This window comes from Pseudomonas sp. AC242, assembly GCF_979258655.1.
Window position 1 is genome coordinate 1,899,284 of the sequence record NZ_OZ409873.1, and the last position, 16,382, is coordinate 1,915,665.

At 59.7% G+C, this 16,382-nt stretch carries 17 protein-coding genes; 6 read left to right on the forward strand and 11 right to left on the reverse strand.

Features of this window, described 5'->3' with window-relative positions; genetic code table 11:
• Positions 1–104: 104 nt before the first annotated feature.
• Entirely contained in the window at positions 105–1,016 is a 912-nt protein-coding gene (locus tag ACZZ0A_RS08755; protein WP_463542878.1) for a LysR family transcriptional regulator, read from the forward strand.
• A gap of 18 nt (positions 1,017–1,034) precedes the next feature.
• On the opposite strand, the gene argE is transcribed toward ACZZ0A_RS08755, so the two are convergent.
• The 6 genes from argE to ACZZ0A_RS08785 all read right to left on the reverse strand — a co-directional run bounded on the left by argE (position 1,035) and on the right by ACZZ0A_RS08785 (position 6,162).
• Positions 1,035–2,183 carry an acetylornithine deacetylase gene (argE, locus tag ACZZ0A_RS08760; RefSeq protein WP_414894016.1) on the reverse strand — a complete coding sequence of 383 codons (1,149 nt, stop codon included), beginning with the start codon at positions 2,181–2,183 and terminating at the stop codon, positions 1,035–1,037.
• Positions 2,180–2,857 carry a DUF1028 domain-containing protein gene (locus tag ACZZ0A_RS08765; RefSeq protein ID WP_414894015.1) on the reverse strand — a complete coding sequence of 226 codons (678 nt, stop codon included), beginning with the start codon at positions 2,855–2,857 and terminating at the stop codon, positions 2,180–2,182. The genes argE and ACZZ0A_RS08765 overlap by 4 nt, the downstream gene beginning before the upstream one ends.
• Positions 2,858–3,011: 154 nt before the next feature.
• Complete coding sequence (locus tag ACZZ0A_RS08770; RefSeq protein ID WP_007910844.1) at positions 3,012–3,428, reverse strand: RidA family protein; 417 nt, start codon at positions 3,426–3,428, stop codon at positions 3,012–3,014.
• 58 nt (positions 3,429–3,486) lie between these two features.
• A complete protein-coding gene (locus ACZZ0A_RS08775) occupies positions 3,487–4,806 on the reverse strand; it encodes a flavin-containing monooxygenase (RefSeq protein ID WP_414894014.1) in 1,320 nt (439 codons plus the stop codon).
• 207 nt (positions 4,807–5,013) lie between these two features.
• On the reverse strand, positions 5,014–5,280 hold the full coding sequence (locus ACZZ0A_RS08780; RefSeq protein WP_414894013.1) for a FecR/PupR family sigma factor regulator: 267 nt from the start codon (positions 5,278–5,280) through the stop codon (positions 5,014–5,016).
• 63 nt (positions 5,281–5,343) lie between these two features.
• Entirely contained in the window at positions 5,344–6,162 is an 819-nt protein-coding gene (locus ACZZ0A_RS08785; protein WP_007910848.1) for an alpha/beta fold hydrolase, read from the reverse strand.
• Between the two features lie 180 nt (positions 6,163–6,342).
• Between ACZZ0A_RS08785 and ACZZ0A_RS08790 the strand changes: the two genes are divergently transcribed.
• The gene (locus ACZZ0A_RS08790) at positions 6,343–6,792 is read left to right on the forward strand and encodes a winged helix-turn-helix transcriptional regulator (protein ID WP_095111481.1); all 450 of its coding nucleotides are present in this window, start codon (positions 6,343–6,345) and stop codon (positions 6,790–6,792) included.
• Between the two features lie 71 nt (positions 6,793–6,863).
• Here ACZZ0A_RS08790 and ACZZ0A_RS08795 read toward each other — a convergent pair whose 3' ends face one another.
• Positions 6,864–7,907: an LLM class flavin-dependent oxidoreductase gene (locus tag ACZZ0A_RS08795; RefSeq protein WP_007910852.1), complete on the reverse strand. Its 1,044-nt coding sequence runs from the start codon at positions 7,905–7,907 to the stop codon at positions 6,864–6,866.
• A 152-nt stretch (positions 7,908–8,059) separates the two neighbouring features.
• Complete coding sequence (locus tag ACZZ0A_RS08800; protein WP_463542879.1) at positions 8,060–8,545, reverse strand: flavin reductase family protein; 486 nt, start codon at positions 8,543–8,545, stop codon at positions 8,060–8,062.
• Positions 8,546–8,869: 324 nt separating this feature from the next.
• Here ACZZ0A_RS08800 and ACZZ0A_RS08805 point away from each other — a divergent pair, with 324 nt between their 5' ends.
• Entirely contained in the window at positions 8,870–10,276 is a 1,407-nt protein-coding gene (locus ACZZ0A_RS08805; RefSeq protein ID WP_447784728.1) for a purine-cytosine permease family protein, read from the forward strand.
• A 249-nt stretch (positions 10,277–10,525) separates the two neighbouring features.
• Positions 10,526–11,626, forward strand: coding sequence for a polyamine ABC transporter substrate-binding protein (locus tag ACZZ0A_RS08810; RefSeq protein ID WP_007910859.1), 1,101 nt, complete (start codon positions 10,526–10,528; stop codon positions 11,624–11,626).
• 116 nt (positions 11,627–11,742) lie between these two features.
• On the opposite strand, the gene ACZZ0A_RS08815 is transcribed toward ACZZ0A_RS08810, so the two are convergent.
• Positions 11,743–12,717: a TerC family protein gene (locus ACZZ0A_RS08815; protein WP_123374974.1), complete on the reverse strand. Its 975-nt coding sequence runs from the start codon at positions 12,715–12,717 to the stop codon at positions 11,743–11,745.
• 164 nt (positions 12,718–12,881) lie between these two features.
• On the opposite strand from ACZZ0A_RS08815, the gene ACZZ0A_RS08820 reads away from it, so the two are divergent.
• On the forward strand, positions 12,882–13,826 hold the full coding sequence (locus ACZZ0A_RS08820) for a Dyp-type peroxidase (RefSeq protein ID WP_123374975.1): 945 nt from the start codon (positions 12,882–12,884) through the stop codon (positions 13,824–13,826).
• Here ACZZ0A_RS08820 and ACZZ0A_RS08825 read toward each other — a convergent pair whose 3' ends face one another.
• On the reverse strand, positions 13,827–14,615 hold the full coding sequence (locus tag ACZZ0A_RS08825) for an AraC family transcriptional regulator (RefSeq protein WP_463542880.1): 789 nt from the start codon (positions 14,613–14,615) through the stop codon (positions 13,827–13,829).
• 84 nt (positions 14,616–14,699) lie between these two features.
• Here ACZZ0A_RS08825 and ACZZ0A_RS08830 point away from each other — a divergent pair, with 84 nt between their 5' ends.
• Positions 14,700–15,698 (forward strand): bile acid:sodium symporter family protein, encoded by a 999-nt coding sequence (locus tag ACZZ0A_RS08830; RefSeq protein ID WP_414894009.1) that lies wholly within the window; start codon positions 14,700–14,702, stop codon positions 15,696–15,698.
• Positions 15,699–15,735: 37 nt separating this feature from the next.
• Here ACZZ0A_RS08830 and ACZZ0A_RS08835 read toward each other — a convergent pair whose 3' ends face one another.
• Entirely contained in the window at positions 15,736–16,335 is a 600-nt protein-coding gene (locus ACZZ0A_RS08835) for a response regulator transcription factor (protein ID WP_007910868.1), read from the reverse strand.
• Between the last annotated feature and the right edge of the window lie 47 nt (positions 16,336–16,382).

Genomic DNA, 16,382 nt, shown 5'->3' on the forward strand with positions numbered 1-16,382 from the left:
CCTTAAAAAAAATATGCTTCGGCTGGCGCCGGCGTCCGGTATGTTCAAGCTTGATCGTGCGCCAGGGAAACAGGGCGAACACCCGCGCTCTTTGGGAGACTCACATGGCCGCCTACAACCTGCGCCAGCTCAAATATTTCGTTACCACGGCTGATTGCGGCAGCGTCGCCGAAGCCTCGCGCAAGCTCTACATCGCGCAACCCTCGGTCTCCACGGCCATCAAGCATCTGGAGGAAAGTTTCGGCGTGCAGTTGTTCATTCGCCATCACGCCCAAGGCGTCTCTCTGACGCCCAGCGGTTCGCGGTTCTATCGCAAGGCGCTGGAGTTGCTGCGGGTGGCCCATGAGTTTGAGCAGAACGCCCTGGCCGACAATGATGTGGTCGCGGGGCAGATCGATATCGGCTGTTTCGAAACCGTCGCGCCGCTGTACCTGCCGCGCCTGATCGCCGGGTTCAAGGCGCGCTGGCCGGGGGTGGAAATCCGCATTCGTGATGGCGAGCAACAAGAGCTGGTACAGGCTCTGACCGCTGGCAGCATCGACGTCGCGATGATGTTCGAGCACGATCTGGACAGCACCATTGAAACCACGCCGCTGATGCCGCCGCAGCAGCCTTATGCGTTGCTGCCGGCCAGCCATCGCTTTGCGCAACAGGCGAAAGTCTCGCTGCATGATCTGGTGCTGGAACCGATGATTCTGCTCGACGTGGTGCCGAGCCGCACCTATTTCGTGAGCATCTTCGAAGAGCGCGGGCTGACGCCGAACATCGTCTTCAGCTCGCCATCGATCGAGATGGTGCGCGGCATGGTCGGCAACGGTTTCGGCTTCTCGATTCTGGTGACCAAACCGTTCAGCGACTACACCTACGACGGCCAGCAAGTCGTCTGTGTGCCGCTGGCGGAAAACGTCACCGGGTCGGGCTTGTCGGCGGCCTGGTTGCGGCGGGTGCAACTGACCAAACCGGTGCAGTTGTTTGTTGACCATTGCCGCATAGAAATGGCCCGACTGCACTCGTGAGTGCCGTCGAGCCGCTGGTCAGAGGCTGATAAACGCCAGCATCCGTTGCAGTATGGCATCGCACGCCTGCAACTGTTCGAGGGCGACAAACTCGTCGGGTTTGTGGCCCTGATCCATGCTGCCGGGGCCGCAGACCACCGTGGGAATCCCTACGGCATCAAACAGTCCGCCTTCGGTACCAAACGCTACAGTGCCGAAATCCTTTGAACCGCAGAACACTGAAATCAGCTCGGCGGCCTGACTTTGTGCATCGGTGGCCAATCCCGGATACGCCGACAAGGCGCTGAAGCGGATATCACTCTGCGCACTGACCGCGCGCATACGCGGCAGCACTTCGCGTTCGGCATAGGTTTGCAGCGCTTCGGCAACGAGCGCCGGATCCTGCGAGGGCAGGGCGCGGATTTCGAAATCGAAACGGCAATCGGCGGGCACGATGTTCAAGGCCTTGCCGCCGCTGATCACCCCGGTTTGCACCGTGCTGTAGGGCGGGTCGAAGCGCGCATCGTGATGCTCCGGCGCTTTCAGTTGCTGACCGAGACGACCCAGCTCAGCGATCAGTTCGGCGGCGTATTCAATCGCATTGACGCCGAGCGGCGCGTACGCCGAATGGCACGGATGGCCGTGCACGTCGCAGCGCATTGCCAGTTTGCCTTTGTGGCCAAGCACCGGTTTCAGTTCGGTCGGTTCGCCGATGATGCACAGCAATGGCTTGATCGGGCGTTGCTGCAAGACCTTGAGCAACGAGCGCACGCCGAGGCAGCCAACCTCTTCGTCGTAAGACAGGGCAATGTGCACCGGCAGGCGCAGCGGCGTTTTAACCAGCAATGGCACCAAGGCCAGCACGCAGGCGATATAACCCTTCATGTCTGCGGTACCACGCCCAAACACCTTGCCGTCGCGTTCGGTCAGTTCGAACGGCGGCAGCGTCCACGGCTGGCCATCGACCGGCACCACATCGGTGTGCCCGGACAGCACGATGCCCGGTTGATCCACCGGGCCGATCGTGGCGAACAGGTTGGCTTTGCTGCGCTCGTCGTTGTAAATCAGCGCACACGGGACGTCGAAACCTTCGAGGTAATCGCGGACGAATTCGATCAGCTGCAAGTTGGATTCTCGGCTGGTGGTGTCGAACGCCACCAGCGCCTTGAGCAACTCGACACTGTTCATCGATCATCCCCGGCCACGCCATAACCCGGTGCCTTGGCCGGATCGAGGGCGCGGTCGATGTAGTCCTGAAGCTGCGGCTCGTAAGCGTTCCAGAGTTTTTGCAGCTGGCCGATCGGGTCTTCATCGGCCCAATCCACGCGCAGGTTGACGATCGGCCAGGTCTGCTCGCCGACCACCACAACGGCGGCCGAATGCACCGGGCCGGCTTCACCGCCGAGCGCTTGTGCGGCGTGCAGGGCTTTGAGCAGGCGATCAGCCAGTTGACCTTCGCCATCCTCGAAGGCGCTGACCATCGCTTCGATGACCGAACGCCCAGCGAGCATGTTGCCGGCGGCGACGCACTGTTCGCCGGTCACGGCGTTGTGCACGCCGAGGGTTTGCGCACCGCTGAAATGCGCGGTCTGGCCAAGGTAGTTGATCGCGGTGATCTGGCGGTACTGGCTGTAGCCGTTGCGGGTGAGGACTTTGTCCAGCGCATCGTCCGGCGTCAAACCTTGCTCCATCAGCGCAAGGACTTCCGGGCCGAGGGACGGCAGGGTGATGTTCTGGCTCGACACCGCGCCGACCCCCGGCAGCAGCCACGGACAGCGGGCGCCGACGGCGATGCTGGAGGAGCTGATGGCGACACCGAACTGGCCGGTTTCGGCGCAGCGGGCTGTGATTGAAAAGGTCATCTGCTTATTCCTTTCTAGGAAGATGTTGTCCTTGAGGGCCTCATCGCTGGCAAGCCAGCTCCCACAGGGTTTTGAGTTAAGCCCAGATGTTGTGATCAACCCGATACCTGTGGGAGCTGGCTTGCCAGCGATGGCCATAACGCGGTGTGATGCCTTACTCAGGAATCACCGCAATCACATCAATCTCCATCAACCACTGCGGCTGCCCCAGCGCCGACACCACCAGCCCGGTGGAAATCGGGAACACGCCTTTGAGCCACTTGCCGACTTCGCCATACACCGCCTCGCGGTAACGCGGGTCGATCAGATAGGTGGTGGTTTTGACGATGTGGCTCATGTCGCTGCCGGCTTCTTCCAGCAGTTGCTTGACGTTGCGCATCGCTTGTTCAGCCTGCGCACGCGGGTCGCCGAGACCGACCAGATTGCCGTCGAAATCCGTGCCGACCTGACCGCGCACATACACGGTGTTGCCGGCGCGCACGGCTTGGCACAGATCGTTGTCCAGCGTCTGGTTGGGGTAGGTGTCTTTGGTGTTGAACATGCGGATGCGAGTGTGGGTGGGCTGGCTCATGAAAGGCTCCTGAAGAAGGTTGGCCCGGCGCAATCGGCGCCGGAGCGAAAAAAGGCAATCAAGCGTCGACGGTATCGGCGGCTTTGTTGTGGCTGCTCGAATGCAGTGCGGCTTCACGCTGCTCGGCATCGCGGTAGTCCAGATACTTGCGCTGGGTGGCGATGTGATCGGCAACATGCTTGGCGTCGTGCCACACACCCCAGATGAACGACGACCCCCGGCGTGACTGCCATGGCAGCCCGAGGAAATACACCCCCGGTTCGCTCGACACGCCGCGCTGATGCACCGGTTTGCCCTTGTCATCGAATGCTTTCACTTGCAGCCAGGAGTAATCCACGGCAAACCCTGTGGCCCAGATAATCGAGGTGACGCCAGCCTTGGCCAGATCCAGATCGGCCAGCGGATTCTTCACGCACTCAGGGTCCGGATAGGTTTCGCGCGCCTCCGGTTCTTCCGGCAGGTCGAGGCCGTTGCGCTCGATGTAAGCATCGGCGGCATCCAGCAACGCCAGATAATTTTCGTCGCCGCGAGTGAGGTTGCCGAGCAGATCTTGCTTGAAAGTCACCACGCCGTTATTGAACGATTCGGTGACGCCGACCAGGGTCATGCCGCGATGGGCCAGACCACGGAAATCGATGGTGCGACCGCCATGGGCGCCGCTGACGGCGATGGTCACGTGCTCGCGCCCCGGTTTCATCGCCGCCTGATCCCATTCGCCGAGCACGCCCAGCCACCAGCAGAAATCCCGGTTGCGATAGGCGCGAGGTGGGCGGTCATGGGCGCCAACGGAGAGGTAAACCTGCTTGCCGGAACGTTGCAGTTCATCGGCGATCTGCACCCCGGAAGAACCAGCGCCGACCACCAGCACTGCGCCTGCCGGCAGTTGCTGCGGGTTGCGATAATCAGCGGAATGGATCTGCAACAGACGTTGGTCTTGCGGAGCAATCGCCGGGATCACCGGTTTCTGGAACGGGCCAGTCGCGGCGACCACGCGGTTGGCTTCGATCACACCTTCGGATGTCTCGACGGTGAAACCCGGGCGACCGACATTGCGCACCACGCTTTTCACCTCAACGCCGGTGCGGATCGGCGCATTGAATTTCTTCGCATAGGCTTCGAAGTAATCCGCCACACGTTCTTTCGGGGCAAATCCGTCGGGATCGACGTCATCGAATTCCAGTCCAGGGAAGCGGTCGTGCCACGCCGGGCCGTTGGCAACCAGCGAGTCCCAGCGCCCGGTGCGCCAGCGTTCGGCAATGCGATCGCGCTCCAGCACCAGGTGCGGCACACCGAGTTTGCTCAGGTGCTCGCTCATGGCCACGCCCGCTTGGCCGGCACCCACGATCAGCGTGTCTGTTTTTATTATTTCAGGGGTCATCTCTACATCCTTCCTAGCAAGGCAGTGGGATTCGGGCCGCTGTTGGCTTGTCCGTTTGGCTTGAGGTCAGACTAGGGAGAGGGGGGATATCGGTAAAATATTATTAAGCTGGGATGTGAAGATAAAATTCTGATGCAGAGCGGCGAAAGCCTTTAACAATGCGGGCTGCAGCTCTGGCCGCGGGAAGGGAAGGGCAAAACCTGGCGGCTAGATTTCACGCTTGCGCTCAGGCGCTACCCCATGACCGGTGAGGAGTTTTTTCGCCGTCTCGGGTTCATCCGGCAATTGACCGCTGAGATCCCAGATCTCGAGCATTTTGGCGTACTCGAAAGCGTGGCGCGGGTTGCGCTGTAACCAGCGCTTGAAGCGCTGGCGTACGGCCGGCGGACAATCGTCATCGTGCAGACGCATGCACCAATCGGCGGCTTGCACAGAGATGTCTTCGTCCATTGCGTTGAGGTCGGAAGGGGTCATTTGACGAGGGTAACAAAAAAGTCCGTCAAGCCGATGCCGACGGACTTTTTTAATGGCGAATTTTCAGCGTTTGAGAAACGCTAGCAAATCCTCATTCAACGCCTGCGCATGGGTCACCGCAAAGCCATGTGGCGCTCCTGCGTAGACCTTCAACTCGGCGCCTTTGATTTGTGCGGCAGCCTGTTTGCCGGTGGTTTCGAACGGCACGATCTGATCGCCGTCGCCATGGATCACTAGCGTCGGCACATCGATTTTGGCCATGTCCGGGCGGAAGTCGGTTTCCGAGAATGCGGTAACGCAATCCACCGTGCCTTTGAGTGACGCCAGCAGGGCGACATTCAGGGTTTGCGTGAGCACGCCGGCAGAGACTTTCTGGCCTTGGTTGGTGCCATAGAACGGCGCAGCGAAATCGGCGATGAACTGCGCGCGATCCTGCAGCAGGCCGGCCTTGATGCCATCGAACACCGAGGTGTCGACGCCCTGTGGAAAGTCGGCTTTCTTGCCGAACAGTGGCGTCACCGCGCCCAACAACACCAGACCGGCAACCCGCTCACTGCCATGCCGGGCGATGTAGCGGCTGACGTCGCCGCCGCCCATGGAGAAGCCCACCAGGGTCACGTCGCGCAGGTCCAGATGATTGATCAATTGCGCGATGTCATCGGCGAAGGTGTCGTAGTCGTAACCGGTCCACGGCTGGTCGGAACGGCCGAAACCACGGCGATCGAACGCAATGGTGCGATAGCCACGGCTGCTCAGGTATTCCATCTGGTATTCCCACATGTCGGCATCCAGCGGCCAGCCATGGCTGAACAGCACGGGTTTGCCGCTGCCCCAATCCTTGTAGTAAATCTCGGTACCGTCTTGCGTGGTGAATGTACTCATGGAAACTCCTGCTTCGGGGTTCAGTGCCGAAATGGCGGCATTCACTATCAGCGCAAAGCGCGCCGGCTACTTGTATGCAGGTGCTGGTTTTGCGTCGGTACAGTCGTGGATCTGCTGCAGAGTTGTATGATGCAACCCAAAGCCGCACGGTCGGCCACTGATACGAGGGAGTACGTCTAAGTGAAACGCAAAAGTTTGCAGGGCAACGCCTGCCCCGTTGCCCGCACGCTGGACCTGATCGGCGACTGGTGGTCACTACTGATCATCCGCGATGCGCTGGACGGAATTCGCCGTTTCAATGATTTTCAGAAGAGTCTGGATATCGCAAAAAACATGCTCAGCGCGCGCTTAAAGGGGCTGGTGGAGCAGGGCATCCTGCAAACCGCGCCGGCTGCTGATGGCGGTGCCTATAAGGAATACGTGCTGACAGAGCGCGGCAAAGCCTTGCAGACCGTGATCGTTGCGCTATCGCAGTGGGGGGGAGAGTTCATGTATGGGCCGGGTGAGCCAGGTTCGGTGATGGTCGATGCAAGGGACCGCCAGCCCATTCGCAAGCTGGAATTGCAGTCTGCCGATGGCCGAACGCTTGGCCCTGCAGATGTGGCGACGCGGCTTGGCGTAGAACACTGATTCAGTGTGGCGAGGGAGCTTGCCCCCTCGCCACAGATGACGTGTTTCAAGTCCTTCCGATGCCAGGTTACTTAGCGAAACGCCGGCACCACATGCTTGATAAACAGCTCCAGCGATTTCTTCTTCTCTTCATGCGGCAAGCTGTTGTCACACCAGAAACTGAACTCATCCACGCCCAGTTCCTGGTAGTACTTGATCCGCGGAATGATCTCTTCGGGCGTACCAATCATCGCCGTCTTGTGCAGGCTCTCCAGCTCAAATTCCGGACGCCCGGCAAACTTCTCTTCCGGGCTTGGCGCGAGGAAGCCATTGACCGGGGTTTGCTTGTTGCCGAACCACGCATCGAAGGTGCGGTAGAAACGCGAGATCGCTTTCGCGCCGACTTTCCAGCCGTCCGGATTATCAGCGGTGTGCACGTGGGTGTGGCGCAGCACCATCAATTGCGGACGCGGCACGTCTGGGTTGTTATCCAGTGCGGTCTGGAACTTGTTCTTCAGGTCGAGGACTTCTTCGTCGCCCTTCATCAGCGGCGTGACCATTACGTTACAGCCGTTGGCCACGGCGAAGTTGTGCGAATCCGGGTCGCGGGCGGCGATCCACATCGGCGGATTCGGCTTTTGGATCGGCTTCGGTACGCTGGTCGAGGTGGGGAATTTCCAGATGTCGCCGTCGTGGGCGTAATCGCCTTGCCACAGGGCGCGGACCACCGGGACCATTTCGCGCAATGCCTGGCCGCCGCTGGAGGCAGGCATGCCGCCGGCCATACGATCGAATTCAACCTGATAGGCGCCACGGGCCAGGCCGACTTCCATGCGACCGTTGCTGATCACGTCGAGCAACGCGCATTCACCGGCTACCCGCAACGGGTGCCAGAACGGCGCGATGATGGTGCCGGCGCCGAGGTGGATGGTGGTGGTCTTGGCGGCGAGGTAGGCGAGCAGTGGCATCGGGCTTGGCGAGATGGTGTATTCCATCGCGTGGTGTTCGCCGATCCACACGGTGCTGAAACCGCCGGCCTCGGCCATCAGGGTCAGTTCGGTGAGGTCTTCGAACAGTTGGCGGTGGCTGACGCTTTCGTCCCAGCGTTCCATGTGGATGAACAGGGAAAATTTCATGACGCTTCCTCGGATTTTTTGTTGTTGAGGCTACAAAACTTGTAGGAGTGAGCCTGCTCGCGATGGCGGTGTGTCAGAAAACATATCGACATCGGATAAATCGCTATCGCGAGCAGGCTCACTCCTACAGTTGAATTGTGCGGGGCTGACGATCAGGCCAGGACGGGCAGGGCGCCCATCTTGCCGTGGCAGTACACCAGCGGCCCGCTAATTTGCTCGGGGACGATCAGATTCTTCACCGCGCCGACCATGATGGCGTGGTCGCCGCCTTCGTATTCGCGCCACAGTTCACATTCGATGATAGCCGTCGCGTTGGCGAGGATCGGGTTGCCCAGTTCGCTCAAGGTCCATTCGATGCCTTGGGCCTTGTCCTTGCCTTTGCGGGCAAAGGCGTAGGCTTCGCTTTGCTGGCCGCCGGACAGAACGTGGATGGCAAAACGCTTGTTCTTGATCAGTACCGGGTAGGAATCAGAGCTGTAGTTGGGGCAGAACAGCACCAGCGCCGGGTCCATCGACAGCGAGCTGAACGCACTGGCAGTCAGGCCGAAAATCTGACCGTCATCGTCCAGGGTGGTAATAACGGTTACGCCGGACGGGAACGAGCCCATGACTTGTTTGTAGATGGCGGCATCGATCATTGGTCGGTCCTCGGATGTGGTGCTGCTGTTTTTATGTGTTTGTTGGTCTGATGGTATACCAGTATTCAATCTTTGCAAGGGCTTTTAAGCTGAACCGATAAACGTGCCGCGTTCGTCGGAAACTCAGCATTTACGGGGCTTTCGGCTGGTCTGCAGGCCACGGATTCAGCGAGCATGGCATATCAGATAACGCCGCAAACTGCGGACCAGTCTTGTGAATTGTTTGGAATACCATAATATGGTCTGCATCTGAGGGGCGACCACAGAGTCCTCCCGGTTTGGCTTCATACAACGATAAGAACAGACAAACTCGAGTTCATGCATATGTCCCAGATGTCCCGGCAAGATCCGTTGATCGAGAACCATACGGTCGACTACGTCCCACTCGCGGAACGCCACGGGAAGGCCCGCGACCTATTCACCCTTTGGTTCAGCACCAACATTGCGCCACTGCCCATCGTCACCGGCGCCATGGTGGTTCAGGTGTTCCACCTCGATTTGCTTTGGGGGCTGCTGGCGATTGCGCTGGGGCACATGATTGGCGGCGTGGTGATTGCGCTGGCGTCGGCGCAAGGCCCGCGCATGGGCATTCCGCAGATGGTCCAGAGTCGCGGCCAGTTCGGCCGTTATGGCGCGCTGTTGATCGTGTTCTTCGCCGCGCTGATCTACATCGGTTTCTTTATTTCCAACATCGTGCTCGCCGGCAAATCCATCGTCGGCATCGCGCCCTCGGTGCCGGCGCCGCTGAGCATTCTGATCGGCGCACTGGCGGCCACGGCGATCGGGGTGATCGGCTACAACTTCATTCACACGCTGAACCGCATTGGCACCTGGGTGATGGGCAGCGCGTTGCTCGCCGGTTTCATCTATATCTTCGCCCATGACTTACCGGCGGACTTTCTCACTCGCGGCAGTTTTAACCTGTCGGGGTGGCTGGCGACGGTGTCGCTGGGGATCATCTGGCAGATCAGTTTCTCGCCTTATGTGTCCGACTATTCGCGTTACTTGCCGGCGGATATTGGCATTGCCAAACCGTTCTGGGCGACTTATCTGGGCGCGACGCTGGGCACGATTCTGTCGTTCAGCTTCGGCGCGGTGGCCGTGCTGGCGACCCCGGAAGGCACTGAAGCGATGGTCGCGGTCAAGCAGTCGACGGGTTGGCTCGGGCCAATTCTGATGGTGCTGTTTCTGCTCAATATCATCAGCCACAACGCGCTGAATCTGTATGGCGCGGTGCTGTCGATCATCACCTCGATCCAGACTTTCGCCAGCCAATGGACGCCAAGCATCAAGGTGCGCGTGGTGTTGTCGAGCGTGGTGCTCGCGGGTTGCTGCGTGGTTGCGCTGGGCGCGTCGGCGGATTTCATTTCCGAGTTCATCGGTTTGATTCTGGCGCTGCTGCTGGTGCTGGTGCCGTGGGCGTCGATCAACCTGATCGACTTCTATCTGATCAAGCGCGGCTGCTACGACATTACCTCGATCTTCCGCGCCGATGGCGGGATTTACGGGCGCTTCAATCTGCACGCGATCATTGCGTACTTTATCGGCATCCTCGTGCAGTTGCCGTTCGCCAACACCTCGCTGTACGTCGGACCGTACGCCAATCTGGTTGAGGGCGCGGACTTGTCCTGGCTGGTCGGCCTGGTGGTGACCGTTCCGTTGTATTACTGCCTGGCGACACGCGGCCAGACTCAGCAGAGCAGGGCGGCCAGGTTGGGTTACACCGACTGACCTGATCTGCTTCAGCACAATGCCCGGCCCTTCGCCGGGCATTGTTGTTTACGCATCCCGGCGGTCAATCAAATTGGCCACATCGATCCCCTTTTGGCCCATCCCCCACTGTGCTCCAGCTACGCTGTCAGCAAGAATCAAAACCACAACGAGACGCTCGACCCTTTTTACCCTTGGCTACCTTTACAGCCGCTGCCGTGTACAGAACATAAAAACCATCGAACTCACGCTGCCTTTTGGGGAACAACCATGGTCACGATGAAACGCATTCTGGGTGCCACTGTGTGTGGGCTGTCGCTGTTGGCCGGCGCCGTCCAGGCTGAGCAACGCGAACTGCGCGTGTACAACTGGGCGGATTACATCCTGCCGTCCGTGCCCAAGGATTTCGCCGCAAAAAGCGGCATCAAAGTGACTTGGGACACCTTCGACACCAACGAATCCCTCGAAGCCAAACTGCTGACCGGCAACTCCGGCTACGACCTGGTGGTGCCGTCGAATCAGTTCCTTGAAACGCAGATCAAGGCAGGCGTGTTTCAGAAACTGGATAAATCGAAACTGCCGAACTGGAGTCATCAGGATCCGGAACTGTTGAAACTGCTGGGCAAGAACGATCCGGGCAATCAGTACGGCGTGCCTTACATGGTCGGCACCGTGCTGATCGGCTTCAACCCGGCCAAAGTCAAAGCGGCACTGGGCGACAACGCGCCGGTGGACAGTTGGGATCTGGTGTTCAAGCCGGAGAACATGGAAAAGCTCAAATCCTGCGGCGTGGCGATGCTTGATTCGCCGACGGAAATCCTGCCGCTGGCCCTGCATTATCTGGGCCTCGACCCGAACAGCCAGAACCCCGCCGACTATGAAAAAGCCAAGGAGCTGATGCTCAAGGTTCGCCCGTACGTGACTTACTTCAACTCGGCCAAATACATGACTGACATCGCCAACGGCGATATTTGCGTGGCCATCGGTTATTCCGGCAGCTTCTACCAGTTCGGCAATCGCGCCAAAGAGGCGAAAAACGGCGTGGTGGTCGACTGGCGCTTGCCGAAGGAAGGCGCGCCGATCTGGTTCGACACCTTCGCCATTCCGAAGAGCGCGAAGAACGTCGCCGAGGCGCATGAATTCCTCAACACCTTGCTCGACCCGAAAGTGATTGCGCCGATCAGCGACTTCCTCGGCTACCCGAATGCGAACAAGGATTCGATGCCGCTGATCAACAAGGAAATCACTGACAACCCGAACCTGACACCGACCCCGGAAGCGCTGAAAAACCTCTACGTCGTGCAGCCGTTGCCGCAAAAACTTGAGCGTGTACGCACCCGCGTGTGGACCAACATCAAGTCCGATAAGTAACACCGCTCCCCCTGTAGGAGTGAGCCTGCTCGCGATAGCGCCAGATCAGTCAACATCGCGTCGTTTGACAGACCGCTATCGCGAGCAGGCTCACTCCTACAAGGTTTTGTGGTGTGTCATTCCGTGCTGCGTTCGGATTCTCTAGTCATCACCAGACTCAGCAGAACCGAACTCAGGATGACCCCACCGACCACCGCCAGCGACCATTCCACCGGCATGTGCAACCACGGCATCAACACCATCTTGCCGCCGATAAACACCAGCACAATCGCCAGCCCGTACTTGAGCAAGTGAAAGCGGTCCGCCATGTCCGCCAGCAGGAAGTACAGCGCGCGCAGGCCCATGATCGCGAAGATATTCGAAGTGAACACAATGAACGGATCAGTCGTCACGGCGAAAATCGCCGGGATGCTGTCGACCGCGAACATCAGGTCACTGGCCTCGATCAGCACCAGCACCAGAAACATCGGCGTGGCCCAGCGCACGCCGTTCTGCAGGATGAAAAACCGTTCGCCGTGAAAACCACTGGTGATGCGCATATGCCCGCGCACCCAGCGCAGCAGCGGATTCTTGTCCAGGTCCGGCTGGTGGTCGGCAAACACCAGCATCTTGATCCCGGTGAAGATCAGGAACACGCCGAACGCATACAGCAGCCATTCGAACTGCGACACCAGCCACACCCCGGCAAAAATCATCACCGCGCGCATCACGATCGCGCCGAGCACGCCGTACAGCAGCACCCGCCGTTGCAGCTCCGGCGGCACGGCGAAGTAGCTGAAGATCATCACGAAGACGAACATGTTGTCGATCGACAGCGATTGCTCGATCAGATAACCGGTGAGGAATTCGAGGGTTTTTTCCCGGGCAATCTCGGCGCCGAACGCGCCGTGCAGATACCACCAGAGCAGGGCGGCGAAACTCAGTGCCAGCAGGCACCAGGCGATGACCCAGGACAAGGCTTCGCGCACTGAGACCCGATGCGCCTTGCGCCCACCGAAGACAAACAGGTCCAATGCCAGCATGGCAAGTACGAAGACGATGAAGGCGCCCCACATCCATGGTTCGCCGATATTGATGTTGGTGGCTGGCATGTCACGCTCCCTGTCTATTCTTGGATTGGGGTCAGACGAGGCCATGCTAGCGACCAGTTTGCGGCAAAGAAAAATCGTTTATTTCTGCGCAACAGTTCGTTAAAAACGAACTATCCGCCCTCGTTAACAGCTCGGGCACTTTTTACGGAGCAATGTTTTCAGCGATGAATACCGACATTCTCGAACCTCAAGCGGTGTGCAGTCCGATCACCAGCAGCGCGATTTTCATCGTTGCGACGCTCAACGACGGGGCTGAAGCCGCGCAAACCGTCAAAGACTGGTGCGGCGATGTCGCCGGGCTGGTGCGTTCGGTGGGCAAGCGCGTACCGACAGGCAATCTGACCTGTATCTGCGGCTTTTCCTCGAACGCCTGGAATCGACTTTTCGGTAATCCACGCCCGGCATCGCTGCACGGTTTTCGCGAATTTGGCGGGGAAGGGCGGCACGCGCCGGCAACCCCGGGCGATCTGCTGCTGCACATTCGCGCCGATCAAATGGATCTGTGTTTTGAACTGGCCACGCAAATCATGGCGGTTCTCGGCGATGCGGTGACGGTGGTCGACGAGGTTCAGGGGTTCCGCTATTTCGACATGCGCAGCATCATCGGTTTTGTCGACGGCACGGAAAACCCGGTCGGACGCAAAGCGGTCAATTTCACCATCGTCGGTGACGAAGATCCGGGCTTTAGCGGTGGCAGTTATGTGCTGGTGCAAAAGTACCTGCACAACATGACCGCGTGGAACGGTTTGAGCGTTGAAGCGCAGGAACGCGTTATCGGGCGCACCAAGCTCTCCGACATCGAACTGGATGACGCGGTCAAACCGAGCAACTCGCACAGTGCGCTGACCACTATCACCAACGCAGCCGGCGAGGAAGTGAAGATTCTGCGTGACAACATGCCGTTCGGCCGACCGGGGGCAGGGGAGTTCGGCACGTTCTTTATCGGTTACGCGCGCTCGCCGGAACCGATGGAGCAGATGCTGGAAAACATGTTCGTTGGCAAGCCGCCGGGCAACTACGACAAGTTGCTGGATTTCAGCACGGCGGTCACCGGTAGCCTGTATTTCGTGCCGTCGGCGGATTTACTGGAAGAGCTGGCGGATCGCTGATCAACGAAAGAACTCCCCCGGCGTTTCACCGAACTGCTGACGAAACGCCGCGATAAACGCCGATGTCGAGTCGTAACCGCAGGCCAGCGCGACGTCGGTGACGCGTTCACCCTTCTCCAGCGGTGTCAGCGCGCCGAGCAGGCGCAAGCGCTGGCGCCAGGCGCGGAAGGTCAGGCCGGTGTCGCGCAGAAACAGGCGGGTCAGGGTCTTCTCGGTGACGCCGAACTTCTCGCTCCAGTGGCTCAGCGTGGTCTGTTGTTCCGGGTGTTGTTCAAGGCTCTGGTAGATCTGCTTCAAGCGCGCGTCTTGCGGCAGCGGCAGCATCAGGTCGATCTGCGGCGCTTCGGCCAGTTGATCGAGGATCACTTGCGCCAGACGTCCATGCGGGCCGCTCTGGTCGTACTCCACCGGAACCTGACTGAACGCGCGGATCAGCTCCCTGAGCAGATCGCTGACGCCGAGTACATGGCAGCGCTGGAGCGCCCATCCGGCAACGCTGCAATCTATGTACAGGCTGCGCATTTCCGTGTGCGGCGAGCTGAACACCCGATGCGGTACGCCCGCCGGAATCCACACGGCGCGCTCCGGCGGGGCGACGAAGCGGCCGGCGCTGGTCTGGATTTCCAGCACGCCCTGAATCGCATAGGACAACTGCACCCACGGGTGACTGTGGCGCCGGGTCAGGGCGCGATTGGGCAGCGATTCGGTGCGCCCGTACAGTGGACGCGGCAGGCTGGGCAGCCCGGGAATGCTGCGCCGAACGCTTTTGTCATGTCCTTTAGGCGGCATCTTGTGGCCCTTCGGCGTTAGTCGGTAATTCGCAGCCACGTTAGAGTCGTCGGCACGCCCTGGCAACCCCCGGATGAACCGACCATGACTCGCCCACGCTTTTTGCCCGACAACTTCACCCTGACGCTGATCGGCGTCGTACTGCTGGCCAGTTTCCTGCCGGCCAGCGGCCAAGTCGCCGTCGGCTTCGGCTGGCTGACCAACATCGCCATCGCGCTGCTGTTTTTCCTGCACGGCGCCAAACTGTCCCGCGAATCGATCATCGCCGGTGCCGGGCACTGGCGCCTGCACTTGCTGGTATTTGGCCTGACCTTTGTGCTGTTCCCGATTCTCGGGCTGGTGCTGAAACCGCTGCTGTCTCCGTTGATCGGCGACAAGCTGTATATGGGCATGCTTTACCTGTGCGCACTGCCGGCAACGGTGCAATCGGCGATCGCCTTCACTTCGCTGGCGCGCGGTAATATTCCGGCGGCGATCTGCAGCGCGGCAGCTTCTAGCCTGTTCGGGATTTTCCTCACGCCATTGCTGGTGACGCTGCTGCTCGACGTCCACGGTGATGGCGGATCGACGCTGGATGCGATTCTGAAAATCAGCGTGCAGTTGTTGCTGCCATTCATTGCCGGGCAGATCGCCCGTCGCTGGATCGGCGCGTGGGTGGGGCGCAACAAGAACTGGCTGAAGTTCGTTGATCAGGGTTCGATTCTGTTGGTGGTCTACGGCGCATTCAGTGAAGCGGTCAACGAAGGCATCTGGCATCAGATCCCGCTAGTCGAACTGCTCGGGCTGGTGGTGGTTTGCTGCATCCTGCTGGCGCTGGTCTTGCTGGCGTCGACGCTGCTCGGCAAGGCGTTCGGTTTTAGCCAGGAAGATCGCATCACCATTTTGTTCTGCGGCTCGAAAAAGAGCCTGGCCACCGGTGTGCCGATGGCGCAGGTGTTGTTTGCCGGTAGCACGATTGGTGTGTTGATTCTGCCGTTGATGCTGTTCCATCAGATTCAATTGATGGTCTGCGCGGTGCTCGCTCAGCGTTATGCGAAACGGCCGGAATCGGTGCCGGAGCTGATGGCGCAAGTCGATCCATAACGCACCGACCCCGTGTAGGCGCTGCTGAAGACTGCGCCTACAGAGTTCCTGCGTATTTCACCGCGGCTGCCCGCGAGGGCACGTTCAATGTGCGCAACAACGACGACACATGAATCCGCACCGTGAACGGCGAAATATCCAGTTCACGGGCGATTTCCTTGTTGGTCTTGCCTTGGGCGATCAAGCGCAGCACGTCTTGCTGACGAGGCGTAAGGGCGGCGCCGGTTTCCAGCGGCAGCAAGCCGGACGGCGCAAACTTCACCAGCACCTCACCTTCACGAATCGCCAGAATCGCCTGACCGATTTCATCGGGGGCAATGTTTTTGCCGATAAAACCGTCAATGCCAGCGGTCATGACTTCGCTGATCAGCGACTCATCATCGACCATCGACACCACAATCAGCGTGGTACGCGGCAAGCGTCGACGCAGTTCGGCGAGCTGGCTCACACACGTGAGCCCGGGGAAGCGCAAGTCGAGAATCAATGTGTCCGGCTCGCCCAAAGGCAGCAGCGCCAGTACGGCGTCGAGATCGCCCGCTTCTTCGATAACGGCTTCGGGCAGCAACCGCTGCACCGTGCGCAGCATCGCCTCGCGAAACAGCGGGTGATCGTCGGCTATGATAATTCGGCAGGTCATGGCATGACCCTCCCTGGGTCAGGCGTTACTCAAGGCTTGCACCTTAG